A 17,218-nucleotide genomic window follows, 5' to 3' on the forward strand; every position below is an offset into this window, starting at 1 on the left:
TCGAGCAAGGGCGGGCACTATGAACGACTCCTCCATCATCGCCACTTTTTTCCAGGCCCTGCGCCCGGCTGCCGACGGGGCCGGTGTTCCCGGCTCGGGCATGCCCGAGGTGACGGGCGCGGGCGAACTGCCCAGCGCCTTCCCCGTCACCGCCCTCGCGGTGGCGGCCATCGGCACGGCGGCGCAGGCCCTGGCCGGCTATATGCGGCAACAATTCGGCGCCGGCCCGGCGGTCGCGATAGACCGCCGGCTGGCCTCGTTCTGGTTCGGCACTTCCTTGAGGCCGCAAGGGTGGCGGCTGCCTTCGGTCAGAGACCCGGTCACCGGCGATTATCAAGCCCGCGATGGCTGGCTCCGGGTGCACGCCAACGCGCCCCACCACCAGGCGGCGGCGCTCTCGGTGCTGGGCGCGGGCGCCAGCCATGACGCGGTCGCGCGGGCCATATCGGGCTGGCAGGCCATGGATCTCGAAAACGCCATCGTGCAGGCCGGCGGCTGCGCGGCGATGATGCGCACGCGGCAAGAATGGGCCGCGCATCCGCAAGGCTGGGCGGTCGGGGCCGAGCCCCTGTTCCACATTGAAGAAGGCGGCGCGGGCCCGGCCGGCGCCGCGGCGGGGACGCGCCTGCGCCCGCTCAAGGGCATCAAGATACTGGACCTCACCCGCGTGCTGGCGGGCCCCGTCTCGACGCGCTTTCTGGCCGCCTACGGGGCGCAAGTGCTGCGCATCGACCCGCCGTCCTGGACCGAGCCCGGCATGGTTCCGGAAGTGACCCTGGGCAAGCGCTGCGCCATGCTGGATTTCCGGGTGGCGCAGCAGCTCGGGCAAATGAAGGCGCTGCTTGCCCAGGCCGATGTCATCGTCCATGGCTATCGCGCCGATGCCCTGGAGCGCCTGGGTCTGGGCCGGGAAGCGCGCCACGCCATCCGCCCCGGCCTGGTGGACGTATGCCTGGACGCCTATGGCTGGAGCGGGCCATGGAATACGCGTCGGGGATTCGACAGCCTGGTGCAGATGAGCAATGGCATCGCCTGTGCGGGCATGGCGCATTTCGGCCGCGACCGGCCCACCCCGCTGCCGGTCCAGGCGCTGGACCAAGCCACCGGCTACCTCATGGCGGCGGCCGTTTTGCATGGGTTGACGCAGCGCCTGCAAACCGGCCAGGGCTCGTTCAGCCGCTTGTCGTTGGCGCGCACGGGCGAGCTGCTGGCGTCGCAAGGCGCGGATGAGCCGGGCGCCGCGCAAGAGGCCCGGAAGCCGGCGCGCGCCTCGGGCGGCCACACGCCTTTCGAGCCGGAATGCGATGCCGACTACGGCGCGGAAATGGAAATGACGGACTGGGGCCCGGCCAGGCGGCTCAAGCCGCCCTGCGAACTGGAGGGCGTGCCCATGCGTTGGGACTACCCCGCCAGCGCACTGCGCAGCAGCGCGGCGCAGTGGGCGCCATAAAAAAAACCGGCAATACCTACCAGCGGGCGCCAAAAACCTCGCGCAACTCGGATAGCTGCGCCTCGTCCAAAGGCTCGGGCGCCCGCGGCGACTGCCTGCAGCCCAGCCACAGCCTGGCGGTTTCTTCCAGTTCCTCCAGTGTCGCCATGGCCGCGGCGGGCGTGTCGTGCCATACATTGGGGCCCAGCCTTTCGAGCATGACGCTGCGTATCGGCGTGCCGCGCCCGCCGTAGGCGCCTATGGCCGCCGCGACCAGGTCGGCGGCCTGCGCCGCGCCAGGCCTGCGGTAGGGAATCACCGGCACATGCCCCACTTTCATCACAAAATAAGGCGTCAGTGCCGGCATCAGCTCACGGCCGGCGCCATCGGCCGGCGTATCGGCGGCGGCCAGCGACAGCGCCACGCAGGCGTGGCTGTGGGTATGGATCACGCAGGCGGTATCGCCGTCGAAGGCCCGGGCCGCCGCGTATATGCGCTGATGCAGGACGATGGTTTTGCTGGGGCGGTCGCCGCTGACATGATTGCCCTTGGCATCCAGCCTGGCCAAGGCGGCCGGATCCAGGAAGCCCAGGCAGGCATCGGTCGGCGTGATCAGGAAGCCGTCGTCCAGCCGCATGCTGATATTGCCCGCGCTGGCGTGTACATAGCCCCGCTCGAACAGGCTTTTGCCGACCCGGCACATTTCCTCGCGCGCTTCGTTTTCGTGCATCGCATCCTCTTGAAAACCCATGCCATCCAATGAACGGCGGAAACCCGCCTTACAGCGCCGAAGCGGCGAAGGCCTTTTCGAAAAAATCCTCGCCGCCGAAATTGCCGGACTTGAGCGCGATATGTATGCCCTGGTTCCCCGGGATATCGGTATGCGCGTGGCACCACGGCACGCCGGGGTCGATTTGCGCGCCGATCTGCATTTGCGAAATGCCCAGCGCCTGGACGCAGGCGCCGGACGTTTCGCCCCCCGCCACGATCAGTTGCCCCACGCCGCCCTCGACCAGGCCGCGGGCTATCGCGGCAATCACATGCTCTATCATGGCGCCCGCCTGGGCGGCGCCCAGCTTTTCCTGCACCGCCTTTACCGAGCCGGGGTCGGCCGTCGAATAGACCAGCACGGGGCCGCCATCCAGCAAGGGCAGCGCTTGCGACAAAATGCCATTGGCCACATCCTCGCCGGCGGCCACCCTGGCCGGATCGACGGCGAAGGCAGGACGGCCGCTCTTTATGAATGCGGCGACCTGGGCGTTGGTCATCACCGAGCAGCTGCCCGACACCACGGCGCGCGCGCCGCCCGGCGCCGGCAAGACCGCTGCCTGGCTGCCGGGCGAGATGCCGAAGTTTTGCGGCAGGCCGATGGCGAGGCCCGATCCGGCGGTAAGCAGCGGCATATCCTTGAAGGCCGAGCCGATACTGGCCAGGTCGTGATTGGTCAGCGCATCGACAATCGCTATGCCCACGCCCGCGCGGCGCAGGTCGGCGATGCGTTGCCGGACCGCCGCGGGCCCTTGCTGCACATGGGAATAGTCGATCAGCCCCACTTTGCGCCGGCATTGCGACTGCATTACCCTGACGAGGTTGGGATCGGTCATCGGCGTGAGCGGATGGTTCTGCATGCCGCTTTCGTGCAACAGAACGTCGCCCACGAACAGATAGCCCTTGAACACCGTGCGCTTGTTCTCTGGAAAAGCGGGCGTGGCGACGGTGAAGTCGGTATCCAGGGCGTCCATCAGCGCCTCGGTCACCGGGCCTATATTGCCGTCTTTGGTGCTGTCGAAGGTCGAGCAGTACTTGAAATAAATTTGTCCCGCGCCCTGCTCCTGCAGCCAGCGCAAGGCGGCGAGGCTATCTTCGACGGCTTCGGCGCTGGGCACGGTGCGCGACTTGAGCGCAATGACCACGGCATCGACATCGGCCGACAATGGCCCGGGCGGCACGCCCATGGCCTGCAATACCCGCATGCCAGCCTGGACCAGGTTATTGGCCAGGTCCGTGGCGCCGGTGAAATCGTCGGCAATGCAGCCTAATTTAATACCCATGTTGGAATCCATTACTGAAAATGCCAGGCCATGCGCGGCGCCGCCGCGGCAATGCCGCGGACTGCAAGGCGGTCCGCCTGAAATTCGTATTATGACCTGAACACGGACTTTTTGCGCCCAAGGAACGACAGCGCGCGCATCGCGACAAGGGCCGGGATGCGCGCGCGGCTGGCGGCAGAAAACCGCCGTCGGAAATTAAGAAGAAGCGCCGGCGACCCTGCAGTCTTTCACCAGAACGTTGCTGACCGCCGCGTTCTGGCCATTCACGGCCTGCGGCGCATCCTGCGTGAGCATATTGCCGTTCACGGCGGCGACATTCTCCAGGGTGAACTTGTCGGTGGTCCACGTGTAACCGCTGCCGCGGAAGGTGTTGCCCACCATGTCGGCGTTGCTGGCGGTGGCCCGCGTCAGGTCGACAGCCTGGTTCTGGTAAACCACCTTGGCCGCCAGGGGTTCCGTGCCCTGGAAGGTGTATTGCACGCTCAGCGGCTGCTCGCCGCTGGCGCCACAGCGGTACTCTACCGTTTTCTGCGACAATTCCCGAGCGTCTTTCGGTGCGACGCATGCCGCCAGACCGGCACACAAGACCACGCCACTTAGTGCTATTAGATTACGCTTCATGGAAAATCCTTTAAAGTTCCAGGCTTGCCGCCTGCTCCTGAATTTTTTATACCATGGCCCGCCCATCGGCCTGTAAGCGCACGTGTCGAATTGACGCTGAATGCCACAGGATTGAACGAGTTGATTACGATGCATCCTGAAGCCGCCCAGCTCCCGCCCCGCCTGCAACGCTGGGGCGGCTTCCTGGCCGTCAGCCTGGCGCTGGGCCTGGGCTTTGCCACGAGTTCCCTGCCCACCCCGCTGTATCCCGTATACCAGGCCCAGTGGCATCTGCCGCCCAGCGCCCTGACCTATATCTACGCGCTTTACATGGTCGGCGTCCTGTTCGCCCTGCTCTGCTTCGGGCGGCTGTCGGACACCATAGGAAGATATGCCGTCTTATGCCTTTCCCTGAGCATGATTACGGCCGGGCTGATCATGTCGGGCGTAGCATCGAGTATCAATACCTTGTTGCTGGCGCGGCTCATTATCGGATTCGCCAACGGCTTGCTGACCACCGCCGGCACCCTGGCCCTGGTCGATGCGCATCCTTACAAGGACCGCCGCATCGCCTCCATCACCACCTCGGCGGCGATCGCCCTGGGGGTCGGCATGGGTCCGCTGCTGGGCGGCTTGTTGGCGCAGACGGGCTTCGCGCCCCTGCGCCTGTCCTACTTCGTGGTCGCCGCGCTGGCGCTGGCCAACCTGTATCTGGCCTGGCGCTGCCGCCATACGCTGCGTCAGCAAACCGGCGCCCGGCCACGCCTGTCCATCAGCCCCAAGCTGGCGCTGCCCGGCCGGCAAACCAGGACGCCGTTCCTGCTGGCCAGCATCGCCGCCTTCCTGATGTTTTCCACCGGCAGCCTGCTCGCGTCCCTGATTCCTTCATTCCTGTACGATCTGCTGCCCTGGCAAGGCCCGGCCGTCCCCGGCGTGGCCTTCCTGATCCTGTCCCTGGCCTCGGCCGCCACGCAGTTTTCGCAGCGCCATCTCAAGCCGGTGAAAGGCCTGACGCTGGGCCTGGCCATGCTGGTCTTGTTCCTGGGGGCCGTCAGCGTGGGCGTAGCCACCGGCAGCATCGCCGCCTTTACCGCCTGCATGGTGCTTGCCGGCGTCGGCCAAGGCCTGTGCTTCATGGCAGCCACCATGATCGCCGCGCAGAATGCCGACGAACACCGGCGCAGCGCCAACATGGCCACCTATTTCTCCATTGCCTATGTGGGCGCCACCATTCCCGTCATCGTCGTCGGGCGGCTGGCGGACCGGTGGGGCATGACCGCGGCCATCCTGGCGTTTTGCGCGCTGGCCGCGGCCGCCCTCTGCATTCTTATTTACCAGGTGCGCAAGCTCATGCGCTGAAACCATGACCATGATGCGATTTCCATCGAGCAGGACTGCCTTGCGGCTCGCCGCCGGGGCTTATGCCATATGGTGGCTGGCGCTGGCCATCCACCCCTACGACCGCTCCGACTGGCTATTGGAAAACGTTCTGGTCCTGGCGCTCTTCGGCCTGCTGGCCGGCATGCGCCGCTGGTTCCGCTTCTCGAACGCTTCCCTGATGCTGATATTGCTGTTCCTTGCCCTGCACACGCTGGGCTCGCACTATACCTATTCCGAAGTGCCTTACGACCAATGGTGGCAATCGCTTACCGGCCACACCTTGAACAGCGTACTGGGCTGGCAGCGCAACAATTATGACCGCGTGGTGCATTTCTCGTACGGGCTGCTGCTGGCCTATCCCATACGCGAGTTCTTCCTGCGCATCGTCGAGGTTCGCGGCTTCTGGGCCTACTTCCTGCCGCTGGACTTCACCTTGAGCACTTCGGCGCTGTACGAGCTGGTGGAATGGGCCGCCGCGACCCTGTTCGGCGGCGACCTCGGCGTGCAATACCTGGGCACCCAGGGCGATATCTGGGACGCCCATAAAGACATGGGCCTCGCGGCCCTGGGCGCGCTGCTCGCCATGCTGGTCATCGCCGCCCTTACCGCCAGCCTGCGGCGCGATTTCGCCTGGGAATGGTCGCAACAGATGAAGAAGCCCGGCGCGGCCGACTAGCCCTCAGGCCTCAGCCGCGGCCGCCTGCTCCAGCACCGGCCGCAGATAGCCGAGAAAACGCTCGGGATCTTCGCTCATGGGAAAATGCCCCATGCCCTTCATGATCCGCCACTGTGAGCCCTGGATGCTGCGACCCAGAAATTCGGTGTCTTGCGGCGTGCATGAATAATCGTACTCGCCCGTCAGCAGCCACAACGGGCATTTGCCCGTATCGATCTGGGCCACGCGTTTGCGAATATCGCCGTCGGCGGTATAAAAGTGCAGGTCGCCCTTGAACACCCCAGGTCCACCTTGCATATAATGCCATAGCGTTTCCCACCGATGAAGTTCCGGGCTTTGCGGGCCGACCAGTCCGGAGACGATGCCTGCGCAGACTTCGCCGCCGTGCACATCGCCGCGATGCAGCCAGTCCAGGTCGTAATAGGGGTCCACATGGGCGCCCGACTGCAAGCCGATGGCGCCGCGGAAACGGCTGGCGTGCTCGAGCGCCAGATGCAGGACGATGCGTCCGCCTATCGAACACCCCATGACCAGTGGCCGCTCCAGGCCCAGCGCATCGCAGACCGCCAGAATGATATCGGCGTAATCGCTGGAGGTTAATTGGTAGCGCTGATTCTGCCAACCTTCGGGCGGCGAAGACTTGCCATGCCATGGCAGGTCGAACGAAATCACCCGGAAGCGCTTGAGGATTTCCGCGTCGTTCATAATGGCGCGATACTGCCTGGTGTCGGAGCCGGCAGTATGCAGGCATAACAGCGGAATGCCGGCGCCCGCCTCTTCGATATAAAGGCGGTGCGGCTTGCCCAGCAGGGTCAATTGCGCGTAACGGCCCGCGATCGGCTCGAAAATGGCCAGCGGTGATTTCATTGGTCGCCTTCCGACAAGCGGATCGATGCAAGCAGATCCTTGAAATATAAAAGATTAGACATCAGGGGGTAGAGATCGCCTTCGATACGCAGGCGCTGGGCCTTCGCCATGGCGAACAGGTCGTTATAGCCCGGCGGCGGCAAAGCGCGCCAGAACTGTGTCCAGCTGTGCTCGTCGGCGCGCAGCGCAAACTGCCAGTTGGGCATGATGAAAGGACCGCGCGCGACGCCGGCGACGCGCCCTTCCCTGATGCGCAGCAGGTAGTCCTGGGCGCCTACCTGCAGCAATACGGACGCGCTCAGGTGGCGGCCGCGCCATAGCAGATGCTCGTTGCTGTTGGCCCGTTCGGGCAGTAATAGCAGAATGCGCTCCTCCAGCGTCATGAGTTTTCCTTCTTTTCGATCATGGTTTCAGCAGCGCACATTTGCTCTCGGACAAAGGCATGAAGGCCTGGTCGCCAGGGACTGTTTTGACAATATTGTAGTAATCCCAGGGCTCCTTGGATTGCTGCGGCGCCTTGACCGATACGACATACATATCGTGGATGAGCTTGCCGTCGGCGCGCAAGCTGGCGTGGCGCGCGAAAGCGTCGTGAATGGGCATCGCGCGCAGCGCCTTCATGACATCGGCCACATCGTCGCTGCCGGCCTTTTCCACCGCGCGCAGGTAATTGAGCACCGCCGAATACTGGCCAGCCTGCAGGGCGGTAGGCATCTTGCCGGCTTCTTTGTAGAAACGCTGGGCGAACTTGCGGGTTTCATCGTCCATGTTCCAGTAGAAACTTTCAGCGAAATGCATATTCTTGGCGGCGTCCAGGCCCACGCCATGAACGTCCGTGATGCTCATCAGCATGGCCACTATTTTCTGTTTTCCGGTCAGCCCGAACTGGTTGGCCTGCTTGATCTCGTTCTGCAAATCGGCGCCAGCGCTGGCAAAGGCCACCCCGTCGGCCTTGCTGCTTTGGGCCGCTAGCAAGTAGGCGGCAAAGTCGTTGCCGGGAAAGGGATAGCGGGACGATCCCAGCACCTTTCCACCGCCTTCCTTGATAAAGCGCATGCCGTCATTTTCCAGGGAATGGCCGAAGGCATAGTCGGCGGTGATGAAGTACCAGCTTTTTACCCCCGACTCGACCAGCGGCAGCGTTCCGACCTTGGCCAGGGCATAGGTGTCGTACACCCATTGCACATTGGTGGGCGTGCAGCTTTCGCTGGAAATGCGCGTGGCGCCGGCGCCCGTCACCATGGTCATGCGGTGTTTCTCGGCCGCTATATTCATAACCGCCAAGGCGACGGCGCTATTGCCCAACTCGGTCACCACATCCACCTGGTCGCGGTCTATCCATTCCCGGGCGCGGCTGGCAGCGACATCAGCCTTGTTCAGGTGGTCAGAGCTCACTAATTCAATCGGTTTGCCCAGCACTTTGCCGCCAAATTCTTCGACCGCGATCTTGCTGGCCAGCACCGAGCCAGGCCCGACATTGCCCGAATAGGCGCCCGAGAGATCCGTCAGCACGCCGATCTTCACGATGCCGTCGGATATCTTGCCTTGAGCGTGGGCCCAGCCCGCCGCTAGTAATACCGCCATACCCAATATGGCGAACTTCGCTTGAGTTTTCATAATGACGTCTCCTGTCCGCGCCTTCCATGCCTGCGGGATTATTGTGTTTGCTGGCTTATATATTTGACCTGCATGAATTCGCGCAGGCCTTCCAGACCTCCTTCACGGCCCAGCCCGCTGTCATTGATGCCGCCAAAGGGCGTCTCGGGCAGCGAAGCCTGGCAATGGTTCACGCACACCACGCCGCTTTCAATGGCGTCGGTGGCGTCATTGATGGTTTTGGCGCGCTGACTGAACACATAAGACGCCAGCCCGAAAGGTAGGCGGTTGGCTTGAGCGATAGCCTCGTCGAAAGTCGAGAAGGGGCGCAGCAGCGCCATGGGCCCGAATGGTTCGGTATTGGCCGCCGCGCAATCATGGTCGAAGCCGGTGATGACCGTGGGCGGCCAGAACCAGCCTTTGCCGCTCAAGCGCTCGCCGCCGGTTGCTATGCCGGCGCCATGGGCCCGGGCATCTTCCGTAAGTGATTGCATGGCGGCGAGCCGGCGCGGATTGGCCATGGGCCCCATTTGCACGCCGCTATCCAGCCCGTTGCCCACCCGCAAGGCCCGCGCCCGCTGAACCAGGCTCTCGGTAAACTCGCGGTACAGCGACTCATGCACATACATGCGGGTGGGCGAGGTGCATATTTGCCCCGAGTTGCGGAACTTCGCCGCGCTGATCGCTGCCACGGCGGCGTCGATATCCGCATCGGCGAACACCAGGACGGGCGCATGCCCGCCCAGTTCTAGGGTGACCCGCTTCAGGGACCTGGCCGCGCGCTCGGCCAAGGCGCGACCGATAGAAGTGGACCCCGTGAACGTCAATACGCGAATCAGAGGAGAATCCAGCAGTTGGGCGGAGATCGCGCCAGGGTCGCCGAACACCATATTCAGCACCCCGACTGGCAAGCCTGCCTGCTGCAAGGCGCGCGCGATTTCCAGGGCAATGGCGGGCGTTTCTTCCGCCGGCTTGATAACGACGGTGCAGCCTGCCGCTAGAGCGCCGGCTATTTTGCGCGACGGCGTGATGGCCGGCGCATTCCAGCCGGAAAAGGCGGCTACCGGGCCCACCGGTTCGAGCGTCGCCATCTGCCGGACGCCGGGCGCGCGGGCCGGAATGATGCGGCCATATGTGCGGCGCGCCTCTTCGGCCGCCCATTCGAACATTTCCGCCGCCGTCACAATTTCCTTTTCCGATTCGGCCAGCGGCTTGCCCAGCTCCCGGCTTATGAGCCGGGCAAGCTCGCCATTGCGCGCACGCAAGATGGCGCCGGCCTGCCGCAAAATGCCGGCCCGTTCCAGCGCCGGCACGCGGCGCCATAAAGGGAAAGCCGCGTGCGCCGCCTGGATCGCCTGCTCGACGTCGCCGGGCGTCGCCATGGGCAAGCGCCCCAGGACCTCTTCGGTTGCAGGCTCCAGCACGTCCAGGGTCTGCCTCCCCTCGATATGCCACTGGCCATTGATCAGTAGCGCTAATGTGGGATAGGTCATGGTTTACTCTGCTTTTTCGATGTGGGCGGCTGCTATCACCTGGCTCCAATGAGCCGCCTGCATTGCAATGTGGTTGGAGAAGTCCTGTGGCGTCCCGGTAAGCGGATACTGACCCAAAGTCAGTAATTTTGCCTTGGCCTCGTCGGTGCTCATGATCTTATTGATGGCTGCGTTGAGCTTGCGGGTAATATCGCCAGGCAGGCCAGCCGGGGCCAGGATGCCATTCCAGGGCTCGGCGGAAAAACCGCTGATGCCCGCTTCATGTTCGACTGTCGGCACGCCCGGTGCCACGGACAACGGCTGCTTGGCGGCGATGGCCAGGGCACGCAGCTTCCCAGCCTTGATTTGAGGGTCGGCCGCGATAACGCTAAGAAATGCCATGTCGACGCGCCCGCCCACCAAGTCGGCAATCGCGGCAGAATCGCCTTTATATGGAACGTGGACGATCTCGGTCTTGGTGGCGCTTTTGAACCACTCGCCTGCCAGATGATTGACCGCGCCGCTGCCGGCCGAAGCGAAGGACAGGCCCTCCGCCTTCTCGCGGGCACCCTGTATCAATTCGGATACGCTCGTGAAGGGCGAATCGTACGGGACGACCAGCAAGTAGGGATAGCTCGCCACGAGGCCGACCGGAGTGAAGTCCTTCAAGACATCGTAGTCCACCCGCTTTTTGTATACGGGCTCTATGGATAGCGTTCCGCTACTGCCCAGCATCAGCGTATAGCCGTCCGCCGCGGCCCGCTTGGCGGCTTGCAAGGCTACCACCCCATTAGCGCCAGCACGGTTTTCTACCACTACGGTCTGGCCCAGTTCTTTTTCCAGATTGCTGGCCAGGTAGCGGCCGACGATATCGGTAGGCCCTCCCGCGGTAAAGCCGATAATCAGCGTAATCGGCTTTGCGGGATAGCCGGCCGCCTGTGCGGCGGGCACCGCGGCCAGTATGGCAAATGCGGCCCGCAGCAGTGCCTTGGCAATGAATTTCATTGTTGCCTCTCTCAGTATTATTGATTGGGTGACGATTATTGATGATGGCTTGCAGCGCTACTGATAACCCTTTTCGACAAGCTTGACCATCACCGGGTAGTATTCCTTGACGAAGCCTGCGCCGCGGGTCTGTTCAAGCAGAGAATGAGTAAGCTTGGCGGCACGCGCATCGACATCGCCCTGCCTGGCCAGTTCGAGCGCCAGCAGGATGTCCTTGATGGCATATTCAGTGGGAAATGCCTTTTCCGGAAATGTATCGGGCGCCAGTGCCTTCTGCCCCGGATTGCGCAAGGCAAAGCTGTCGGCCGAGCCCTTGCTGAGCGCATCCAGCAATAGCGCCCCATCGACGCCCGCGGCGCGGCCTATGGTTATAGCCTCCGCCAGGGCGTGCACGGTCATGAAAACCACCATATTGTTCATGATCTTGACGACCTGGCCGTTGCCGGTCGCGCCGCAATGGATAATGTCTGTCCCCATGCAGCGCAAGTAGGGCTCCACCGACCGGAACTCCTCGTCAGTGCCACCTACTGTAATCATCAGCGTGCCGTCCTTGGCCGCCTGGCGCATCCGCGCCACCGGCGCATCGATCAATGTTATGCCGTGCTCGCGCAAGCGCAGCGCCAGCTGACGCGTGCGGGCGACATCGCTGGTGCTCATATCGACGACGATGCGAACTTTGCCGCTGGCCTCCACCAGGCCATTGGGCCCCAGGCATACCTGCTCCACCTGGACAATACTCGGCAGGGATAGAAAAACAATTTCTGCCGCCTGCGCCACCTCGGCTACCGAGCCGCACGCCAGCCCTCCCGCGCCAGCTACGCGCTGCACGGGCTCGGCGTGAAGGTCATGGATATAAACTAGGCATCCTGACTTGCGAACCAGATTCGAGGCCATGGACTCGCCCATCACACCCAGGCCGATGAAGCCCAGGGGCGTATCTGCATTATTCAAGACTGTCTCCCAGTGATTGCTTGTATTGTTTTGGGTATCTTAAGGAAGACAGATCAGGAATGGTTTGCTAAATTGGAAAGGGAACGTTCTTGTTGCGAGGACCGCCGGCCCGGTCCCAAGGACGGCGGCTAAGAGATCTGCACCTCTATGCGCCTGGGCTGCGCGTGCTCGGCCTTCGGTATCCGCAGCGTCAGCACTCCAGCCTCGAACTGGGCGGTCACCTTGTCGGCGTCGAGCTCCTTGGACAAGGTAAAGGCGCGCTCATAGCGCGCGGAGCTTATCTCCGCGTGGACGGCCTCCATGCCTTGCGGCATGCCAAGAGAAATCGCGCCTTCTATGGTCAAGGTATCGTCCTTGATCTGCAGCGAGAGCTTGTCCTTGGGCACGCCCGGCAAGTCCGCCCGCAGGGTGATGCCCGATCCATCCTCGAACACGTCGACCGCCGGGATCAGGGGAGCCGGATCGCGGTCCCCGCCTTGCGGCTTTTCATCCGGCTGTCCGGCAATAACGGTATTGTCTGTCATGGCATGCTCCTGGTTTTATTGGATGGCGATCTGCCGCGGCTGGGTGGTGGCGCGGCGCTGTATGCAGATGTGCAGGACCCCGTCGCGGTAGCGCGCCTCGATCCGGTCGGGATCGATATCGTCCGGCAGGGCCACGACGCGCCTGAAGCGGCCCGCAAACCGCTCGTCGATATGCACGATGGACTTGTCGGACTCGTCGGGGACATCGGCCTTGCGCTCTCCGGCTATGACCAGCACGCCTTTTTCCACGTGCACCTCGATTCCTTTGGGGTCGATGCCGGGCAGGAACACATAGATTTCCACCGAGCCGGGCGTGTGGCCGATATTCATCGCCGGATAACCGCCCCTGCCCAGGCCGCGTATGCTCGGCGAGGAACTCAGGAACGCCTGCTGCATGTCGCGCTGCAGCCTGTCGAGCTCGGTGAAAAAATGGCGGGGGAACTGCGCTCTGTAAATCATGCTGCCTCCTGTCCAAAGAATGGCGGCCGCGGGGTCGCCTGCCGTGCTGCCCGAGGGAATGGGCGCGCCTAGCCAGCAAGAAACATACCCGCTGCCCTGCCCGCGGCGCCGCGACCCGCCACGCGGCAAGCGCGCATTGATGCAAATCAAACCCCGCCCGGGCCCGCGGTGCGAAGATGATCGCCATCGGGGCAGGCTCTCTGCCCCCAGGCACGGCACACAAGGAGATACGCATGACTTCACCAGCGACCATGAAGGCTCTCGTCTATGTCGGACCCGGGCAGAAAACCTGGGACGCGGTTCCCGTTCCAACCATTTCCCAGCCCACCGACGCCATCATCAGGATAGTCAAGACCACCATCTGCGGCACCGACCTGCATATCCTCAAGGGCGACGTGCCGGCCGTGACCAGCGGCCGCATCCTGGGCCATGAAGGCGTGGGCATCGTCGAAGAAACCGGCAATGCCGTCAGCAACTTCAAGAAAGGCGACAGGGTGCTCATTTCCTGCATCACGTCCTGCGGCAAGTGCGAATACTGCAAGAAGCAGATGTATTCCCATTGCGAGGACGGCGGCTGGATCCTCGGCCATCTGATAGACGGCACGCAGGCCGAGTATGTGCGCATTCCCCACGCCGACAACAGCCTCTACCCGATTCCGGCGGGCAGCGACGAGGAAGCCCTGGTCATGCTCAGCGATATCCTGCCGACGGGCTTCGAGATCGGCGTCCTGTACGGCGCGGTCAAGCCGGGCGATATCGTCGCCATCGTGGGCGCCGGCCCGGTGGGCATGGCGGCCCTGCTGACCGCGCAGTTCTATTCCCCCGCGAAAATCATCATGATAGACATGGACGACGGCCGCCTTGAAATGGCAAAGAAGTTCGGCGCCACGGAGGTCATCAACAGCGCCAGGGTCGACGCGGTGCAAGCGGTGCTGGGCCAGACCAAAGACGGCGTCGACGTGGCCATAGAAGCCGTCGGCGTGCCCCCGACCTTCGACATATGCCAGAATATCGTGCGGCCCGGCGGCCACCTGGCCAATGTGGGCGTGCATGGCACCAGCGTGGACCTCGAAATCCAGAAACTCTGGATCCAGAACATCACGATCACCACCGGCCTGGTCAATACCAACACCACGCCCATGTTGCTGAAAACCGTCGCGTCCGGCAAGCTGCAGCCTGAAAACCTGATCACCCATCGCTTCGGCTTCGAGCAGTTCCTGCAGGCCTATGAGGTATTCGGCAACGCCGCCAAGGAGAAAGCGCTGAAGGTCATCATCAGCAGCGACTGACGCCAAGCCTTGATGCAAGTCAAATGCTTGGAATGCCCTACATGAGACTATGGTTATCAGCCCGGCGAGCCGCTTAACCAGACCTTTCGTGTAGCATGATGAATCCAGAAACCTCTTCGAACACAGGCGAGCGCTGGCCGGTTGCACTCAATGGCCAACACGAACGGCGTCGCCCGATCGGCGACGCGCCCGGCGCGTTCGCCGGCATCAAGGCGATAGGCATCAGTTCCATCCGGGACACGCTCAGCAGCCGCCGCCACTCCAAAGACTTTGCCTACGCCCGCGGCGACTACCTGCGCAGCCGCGTCCTGGTGGTGGGGATGATCTTCGCCATCCTCACGCCGCTCTGGATCGCGATCGACGCGGCCGTGCTGCCCAAATCGACGCTGGCCTATACGACCCCGGGCCGGTTTTTCCTGATGGCCGGCCTGGTCGCCACCATCATGCTGGCCAGGCGCAGCCGCGCCCGCGTCACGCGCATACGGATCGCCGCCGGCCTGCTGATCGCCCTGCCGGCGGCGTTCTATGCCCTGGTATTGATCACCCTGCCGCCCGGCGAAGCCGTCCATCTGGTCGGCTACAGCTTCATTCCCTTCCTGCTGGTGGCCACGCTCAGCATTTTCCCCTTCACCCTGGCCGAATCCGCGCTGGCCGCGCTGACGCTGCTGGGCCTGCATATCCTGTCCCAGCATGTGGCCGGCACCTGGATGACGCCGCAAGGCTGGGAGCAGGTCTGGCTGCTGGCCGCCCTGCTGGTGGTGGCGCTGACCGCCAATTATTTCCACCTCGGCCTGCTTTTGCGGCTGTACCGCGAAGCGACCCACGACTCGCTTACCGGCCTGCTCAACCGCGGCGCATTGGCCCATAACCTGCAACAGCTCGAAGGCGTCCTTGACCAGGTGCCGATGTCCCTGCTCATGCTGGACATGGACCATTTCAAGAAAATCAACGACAGCCACGGCCATTCCGTGGGCGACCAGGTGCTGCGCCAGTTCGCCTCCATTTTGCGCCAGCAGGTCCGCAAATCGGACTTTGCCGCGCGCTACGGCGGTGAAGAGTTCGTGGCCGTGCTGATGGGCTCGACGCCCCAGGATGCCATGGAAGTGGCGCAGCGCATCCGCAGGCAGGCCGAGACTTCCCATGTGTATAACCACGACGGCAAGAAAGTTCCCTTTACCGTCAGCATAGGCGTGGCGGGCTTTCGCGCAGGCGAAACCTTCGACGATGTCGCGCGCCGCGCCGATGACAGGCTCTACCAGGCCAAACAGCAGCGCCGCAATTGCGTGGTGGGCGAGTAAGCTCGCGCCTTTTTCGATTTTCTTAAAAAGGTAATTCGCCGCGCCGGTCTGGAAGACCGCTCCCCGCCCCTATACGATTCCCTGCAGTGGCCGCGCATCTGGCTGGAATCAGGGGAAAGTATATGGAATCATATGACGTGGCAGTAATCGGCGGCGGCAATGCGGCATTGTGCGCCGCCATCGCCGCGCATGAAGCGGGAGCCAGGGTCGTGGTGCTGGAACGCGCGCCGAAAGCGCACAGGGGCGGCAATTCCGCCTTCACCGGCGGCGCCTTTCGCATTGCCTACCGCGGCGTGGACGACTTGCTGACGCTGGTCCCCGACCTGCATCCCGACGAAATCCGCAACAGCGATTTCGGCACCTACACGGAAAACCAGTTCTTCGAAGAAGTGATTTCCATGAGCGGCTACCGGGCCGACGCGGACGTGCTGGAGACCGTGGTATCGGAAAGCCTTCCCACCATGCAGTGGCTGCGCGGGCAGGGAGTGCGCTTCGTTCCCATCTACGGCCGCCAGTCCTTCAAGGTAGACGGCAAGCAGAAATTCTGGGGCGGCCTGACGGTCGAGGTTTCCGGCGGCGGCCTGGGCTTGATGGAAAGGCTCTACGCCAGGGCCGAAAAGCTCGATATCGAACTGCGCTACGGCGCGCGCGCCAGCGCCCTGGCGCGGGACGGAGACCGCTGGACGATAGCCTCCGAAGGCGGCTCGGGCAAGGCGTCCGTGCGCGCCAAGTCGGTCATCCTGGCCACCGGCGGCTATCACGCCAATGTGCTGTGGCGCGCGAAATACCTGGGCCCCAACTGGGACCTGGCCAAAGTCCGCGGCTCGCGCTACAACACCGGCGACGGCATCAGCCTTGCGCTGGGCGCCGGCGCGGCGCCCCATGGCAACTGGACAGGCTGCCATGCGGTTTTCTACGATCTGAACGCCCCGCCGTTCGGCGACATCAACCTGCTGAACCAGCAGAAAAACTACTTTACGCTGGGCATCGTGGTCAACGCGGACGGCAAGCGCTTCGTGGATGAAGGCGTGGACTTCCGCAATTACACATATTCCGGCATGGGCGCGCGCGTATTGGCCCAGCCGGGCGCGGTGGCCTGGCAGATATTCGATGCCAAGAGCATCGATCTGCTGCCCGACGAATACCGGGTCAAGCACGCGACGCGCCTTGCGGCGGATACGCTGCAAGAGCTTGCCGCCCGGATGGACGGCATCAACCAGCGGGCATTCCTGGAAACCGTGCAGGAATACAACCAGGCCATCGACGAGAGCGTGCCGTTCAACCCGGCGGTCAAGGACGGACGATCGACGCGCGGCTTGTCCATCCCGAAATCCAACTGGGCCAACCCCATCGACACGGGCCCCTTCGTGGCCTATGCCGTCACCTGCGGCATCACCTGCACCTATGCCGGGGTAAAGGTCAATACCCAGGGGCAGGTGCTGGACGATGACGACCAGGCGCTGCCCGGCCTCTATGCCGCCGGCGAAATGGTGGGCGGCCTTTATTATGTGAAGTATGCCGGCGGCGTCGGGCTGACGGCGGGTTCGGTATTGGGCCGGATCTCCGGCAGACACGCTGCCGCGCTGGCCGGCAACCGCGCGGCTTGAATCCGATTTTGCAA

At 63.5% G+C, this 17,218-nt stretch carries 17 protein-coding genes; 6 read left to right on the forward strand and 11 right to left on the reverse strand.

The window, feature by feature from the left end; genetic code table 11:
• Positions 1-19: 19 nt before the first annotated feature.
• On the forward strand, positions 20-1,450 hold the full coding sequence (locus BUB23_RS05065; protein ID WP_084135757.1) for a CoA transferase: 1,431 nt from the start codon (positions 20-22) through the stop codon (positions 1,448-1,450).
• Between the two features lie 16 nt (positions 1,451-1,466).
• Here the strand turns inward: BUB23_RS05065 and BUB23_RS05070 are convergent, their stop codons facing one another.
• From BUB23_RS05070 to BUB23_RS05080, 3 genes are all read right to left on the reverse strand, one after another.
• Positions 1,467-2,159 (reverse strand): class II aldolase/adducin family protein, encoded by a 693-nt coding sequence (locus tag BUB23_RS05070; RefSeq protein WP_073102189.1) that lies wholly within the window; start codon positions 2,157-2,159, stop codon positions 1,467-1,469.
• A 49-nt stretch (positions 2,160-2,208) separates the two neighbouring features.
• Positions 2,209-3,480, reverse strand: coding sequence for a 3-oxo-tetronate kinase (gene otnK / locus BUB23_RS05075; RefSeq protein WP_073102190.1), 1,272 nt, complete (start codon positions 3,478-3,480; stop codon positions 2,209-2,211).
• 195 nt (positions 3,481-3,675) lie between these two features.
• Complete coding sequence (locus BUB23_RS05080) at positions 3,676-4,101, reverse strand: ACP-like domain-containing protein (protein WP_073102000.1); 426 nt, start codon at positions 4,099-4,101, stop codon at positions 3,676-3,678.
• A gap of 129 nt (positions 4,102-4,230) precedes the next feature.
• Between BUB23_RS05080 and BUB23_RS05085 the strand changes: the two genes are divergently transcribed.
• Together BUB23_RS05085 and BUB23_RS05090 are read left to right on the forward strand one after the other, a co-directional pair.
• On the forward strand, positions 4,231-5,439 hold the full coding sequence (locus BUB23_RS05085; protein ID WP_073102001.1) for an MFS transporter: 1,209 nt from the start codon (positions 4,231-4,233) through the stop codon (positions 5,437-5,439).
• 13 nt (positions 5,440-5,452) lie between these two features.
• Positions 5,453-6,136 (forward strand): DUF2238 domain-containing protein, encoded by a 684-nt coding sequence (locus BUB23_RS05090; RefSeq protein ID WP_143160899.1) that lies wholly within the window; start codon positions 5,453-5,455, stop codon positions 6,134-6,136.
• Between the two features lie 3 nt (positions 6,137-6,139).
• Here the strand turns inward: BUB23_RS05090 and BUB23_RS05095 are convergent, their stop codons facing one another.
• From BUB23_RS05095 to BUB23_RS05130, 8 genes are all read right to left on the reverse strand, one after another.
• Positions 6,140-7,003 (reverse strand): alpha/beta fold hydrolase, encoded by an 864-nt coding sequence (locus BUB23_RS05095; protein ID WP_073102003.1) that lies wholly within the window; start codon positions 7,001-7,003, stop codon positions 6,140-6,142.
• Complete coding sequence (locus BUB23_RS05100) at positions 7,000-7,386, reverse strand: hypothetical protein (protein ID WP_073102004.1); 387 nt, start codon at positions 7,384-7,386, stop codon at positions 7,000-7,002. Before BUB23_RS05100 ends, BUB23_RS05095 begins: the two co-directional genes overlap by 4 nt.
• A gap of 19 nt (positions 7,387-7,405) precedes the next feature.
• A complete protein-coding gene (locus BUB23_RS05105; protein WP_073102005.1) occupies positions 7,406-8,620 on the reverse strand; it encodes an ABC transporter substrate-binding protein in 1,215 nt (404 codons plus the stop codon).
• 38 nt (positions 8,621-8,658) lie between these two features.
• Entirely contained in the window at positions 8,659-10,092 is a 1,434-nt protein-coding gene (locus BUB23_RS26635) for an NAD-dependent succinate-semialdehyde dehydrogenase (protein WP_073102006.1), read from the reverse strand.
• 3 nt (positions 10,093-10,095) lie between these two features.
• The gene (locus BUB23_RS26640) at positions 10,096-11,076 is read right to left on the reverse strand and encodes a Bug family tripartite tricarboxylate transporter substrate binding protein (RefSeq protein WP_073102007.1); all 981 of its coding nucleotides are present in this window, start codon (positions 11,074-11,076) and stop codon (positions 10,096-10,098) included.
• A gap of 57 nt (positions 11,077-11,133) precedes the next feature.
• The gene (locus BUB23_RS05120) at positions 11,134-12,027 is read right to left on the reverse strand and encodes an NAD(P)-dependent oxidoreductase (protein WP_073102008.1); all 894 of its coding nucleotides are present in this window, start codon (positions 12,025-12,027) and stop codon (positions 11,134-11,136) included.
• Positions 12,028-12,155: 128 nt separating this feature from the next.
• Entirely contained in the window at positions 12,156-12,551 is a 396-nt protein-coding gene (locus BUB23_RS05125) for an Hsp20/alpha crystallin family protein (RefSeq protein WP_073102009.1), read from the reverse strand.
• Positions 12,552-12,566: 15 nt separating this feature from the next.
• Positions 12,567-13,010 (reverse strand): Hsp20/alpha crystallin family protein, encoded by a 444-nt coding sequence (locus tag BUB23_RS05130; RefSeq protein WP_073102191.1) that lies wholly within the window; start codon positions 13,008-13,010, stop codon positions 12,567-12,569.
• Between the two features lie 251 nt (positions 13,011-13,261).
• Between BUB23_RS05130 and BUB23_RS05135 the strand changes: the two genes are divergently transcribed.
• From BUB23_RS05135 to tcuA, 3 genes are all read left to right on the forward strand, one after another.
• Positions 13,262-14,299, forward strand: coding sequence for a zinc-dependent alcohol dehydrogenase family protein (locus tag BUB23_RS05135; protein ID WP_073102010.1), 1,038 nt, complete (start codon positions 13,262-13,264; stop codon positions 14,297-14,299).
• Between the two features lie 95 nt (positions 14,300-14,394).
• Positions 14,395-15,597, forward strand: coding sequence for a GGDEF domain-containing protein (locus BUB23_RS05140; protein ID WP_245801163.1), 1,203 nt, complete (start codon positions 14,395-14,397; stop codon positions 15,595-15,597).
• A 122-nt stretch (positions 15,598-15,719) separates the two neighbouring features.
• Entirely contained in the window at positions 15,720-17,204 is a 1,485-nt protein-coding gene (gene tcuA / locus BUB23_RS05145; protein WP_073102011.1) for an FAD-dependent tricarballylate dehydrogenase TcuA, read from the forward strand.
• The last annotated feature ends 14 nt before the right edge of the window (positions 17,205-17,218 follow it).

Origin of the sequence: Pollutimonas bauzanensis, from assembly GCF_900129885.1 — a bacterium.
Taxonomy (GTDB): Bacteria; Pseudomonadota; Gammaproteobacteria; order Burkholderiales; family Burkholderiaceae_B; genus Pollutimonas; species Pollutimonas bauzanensis.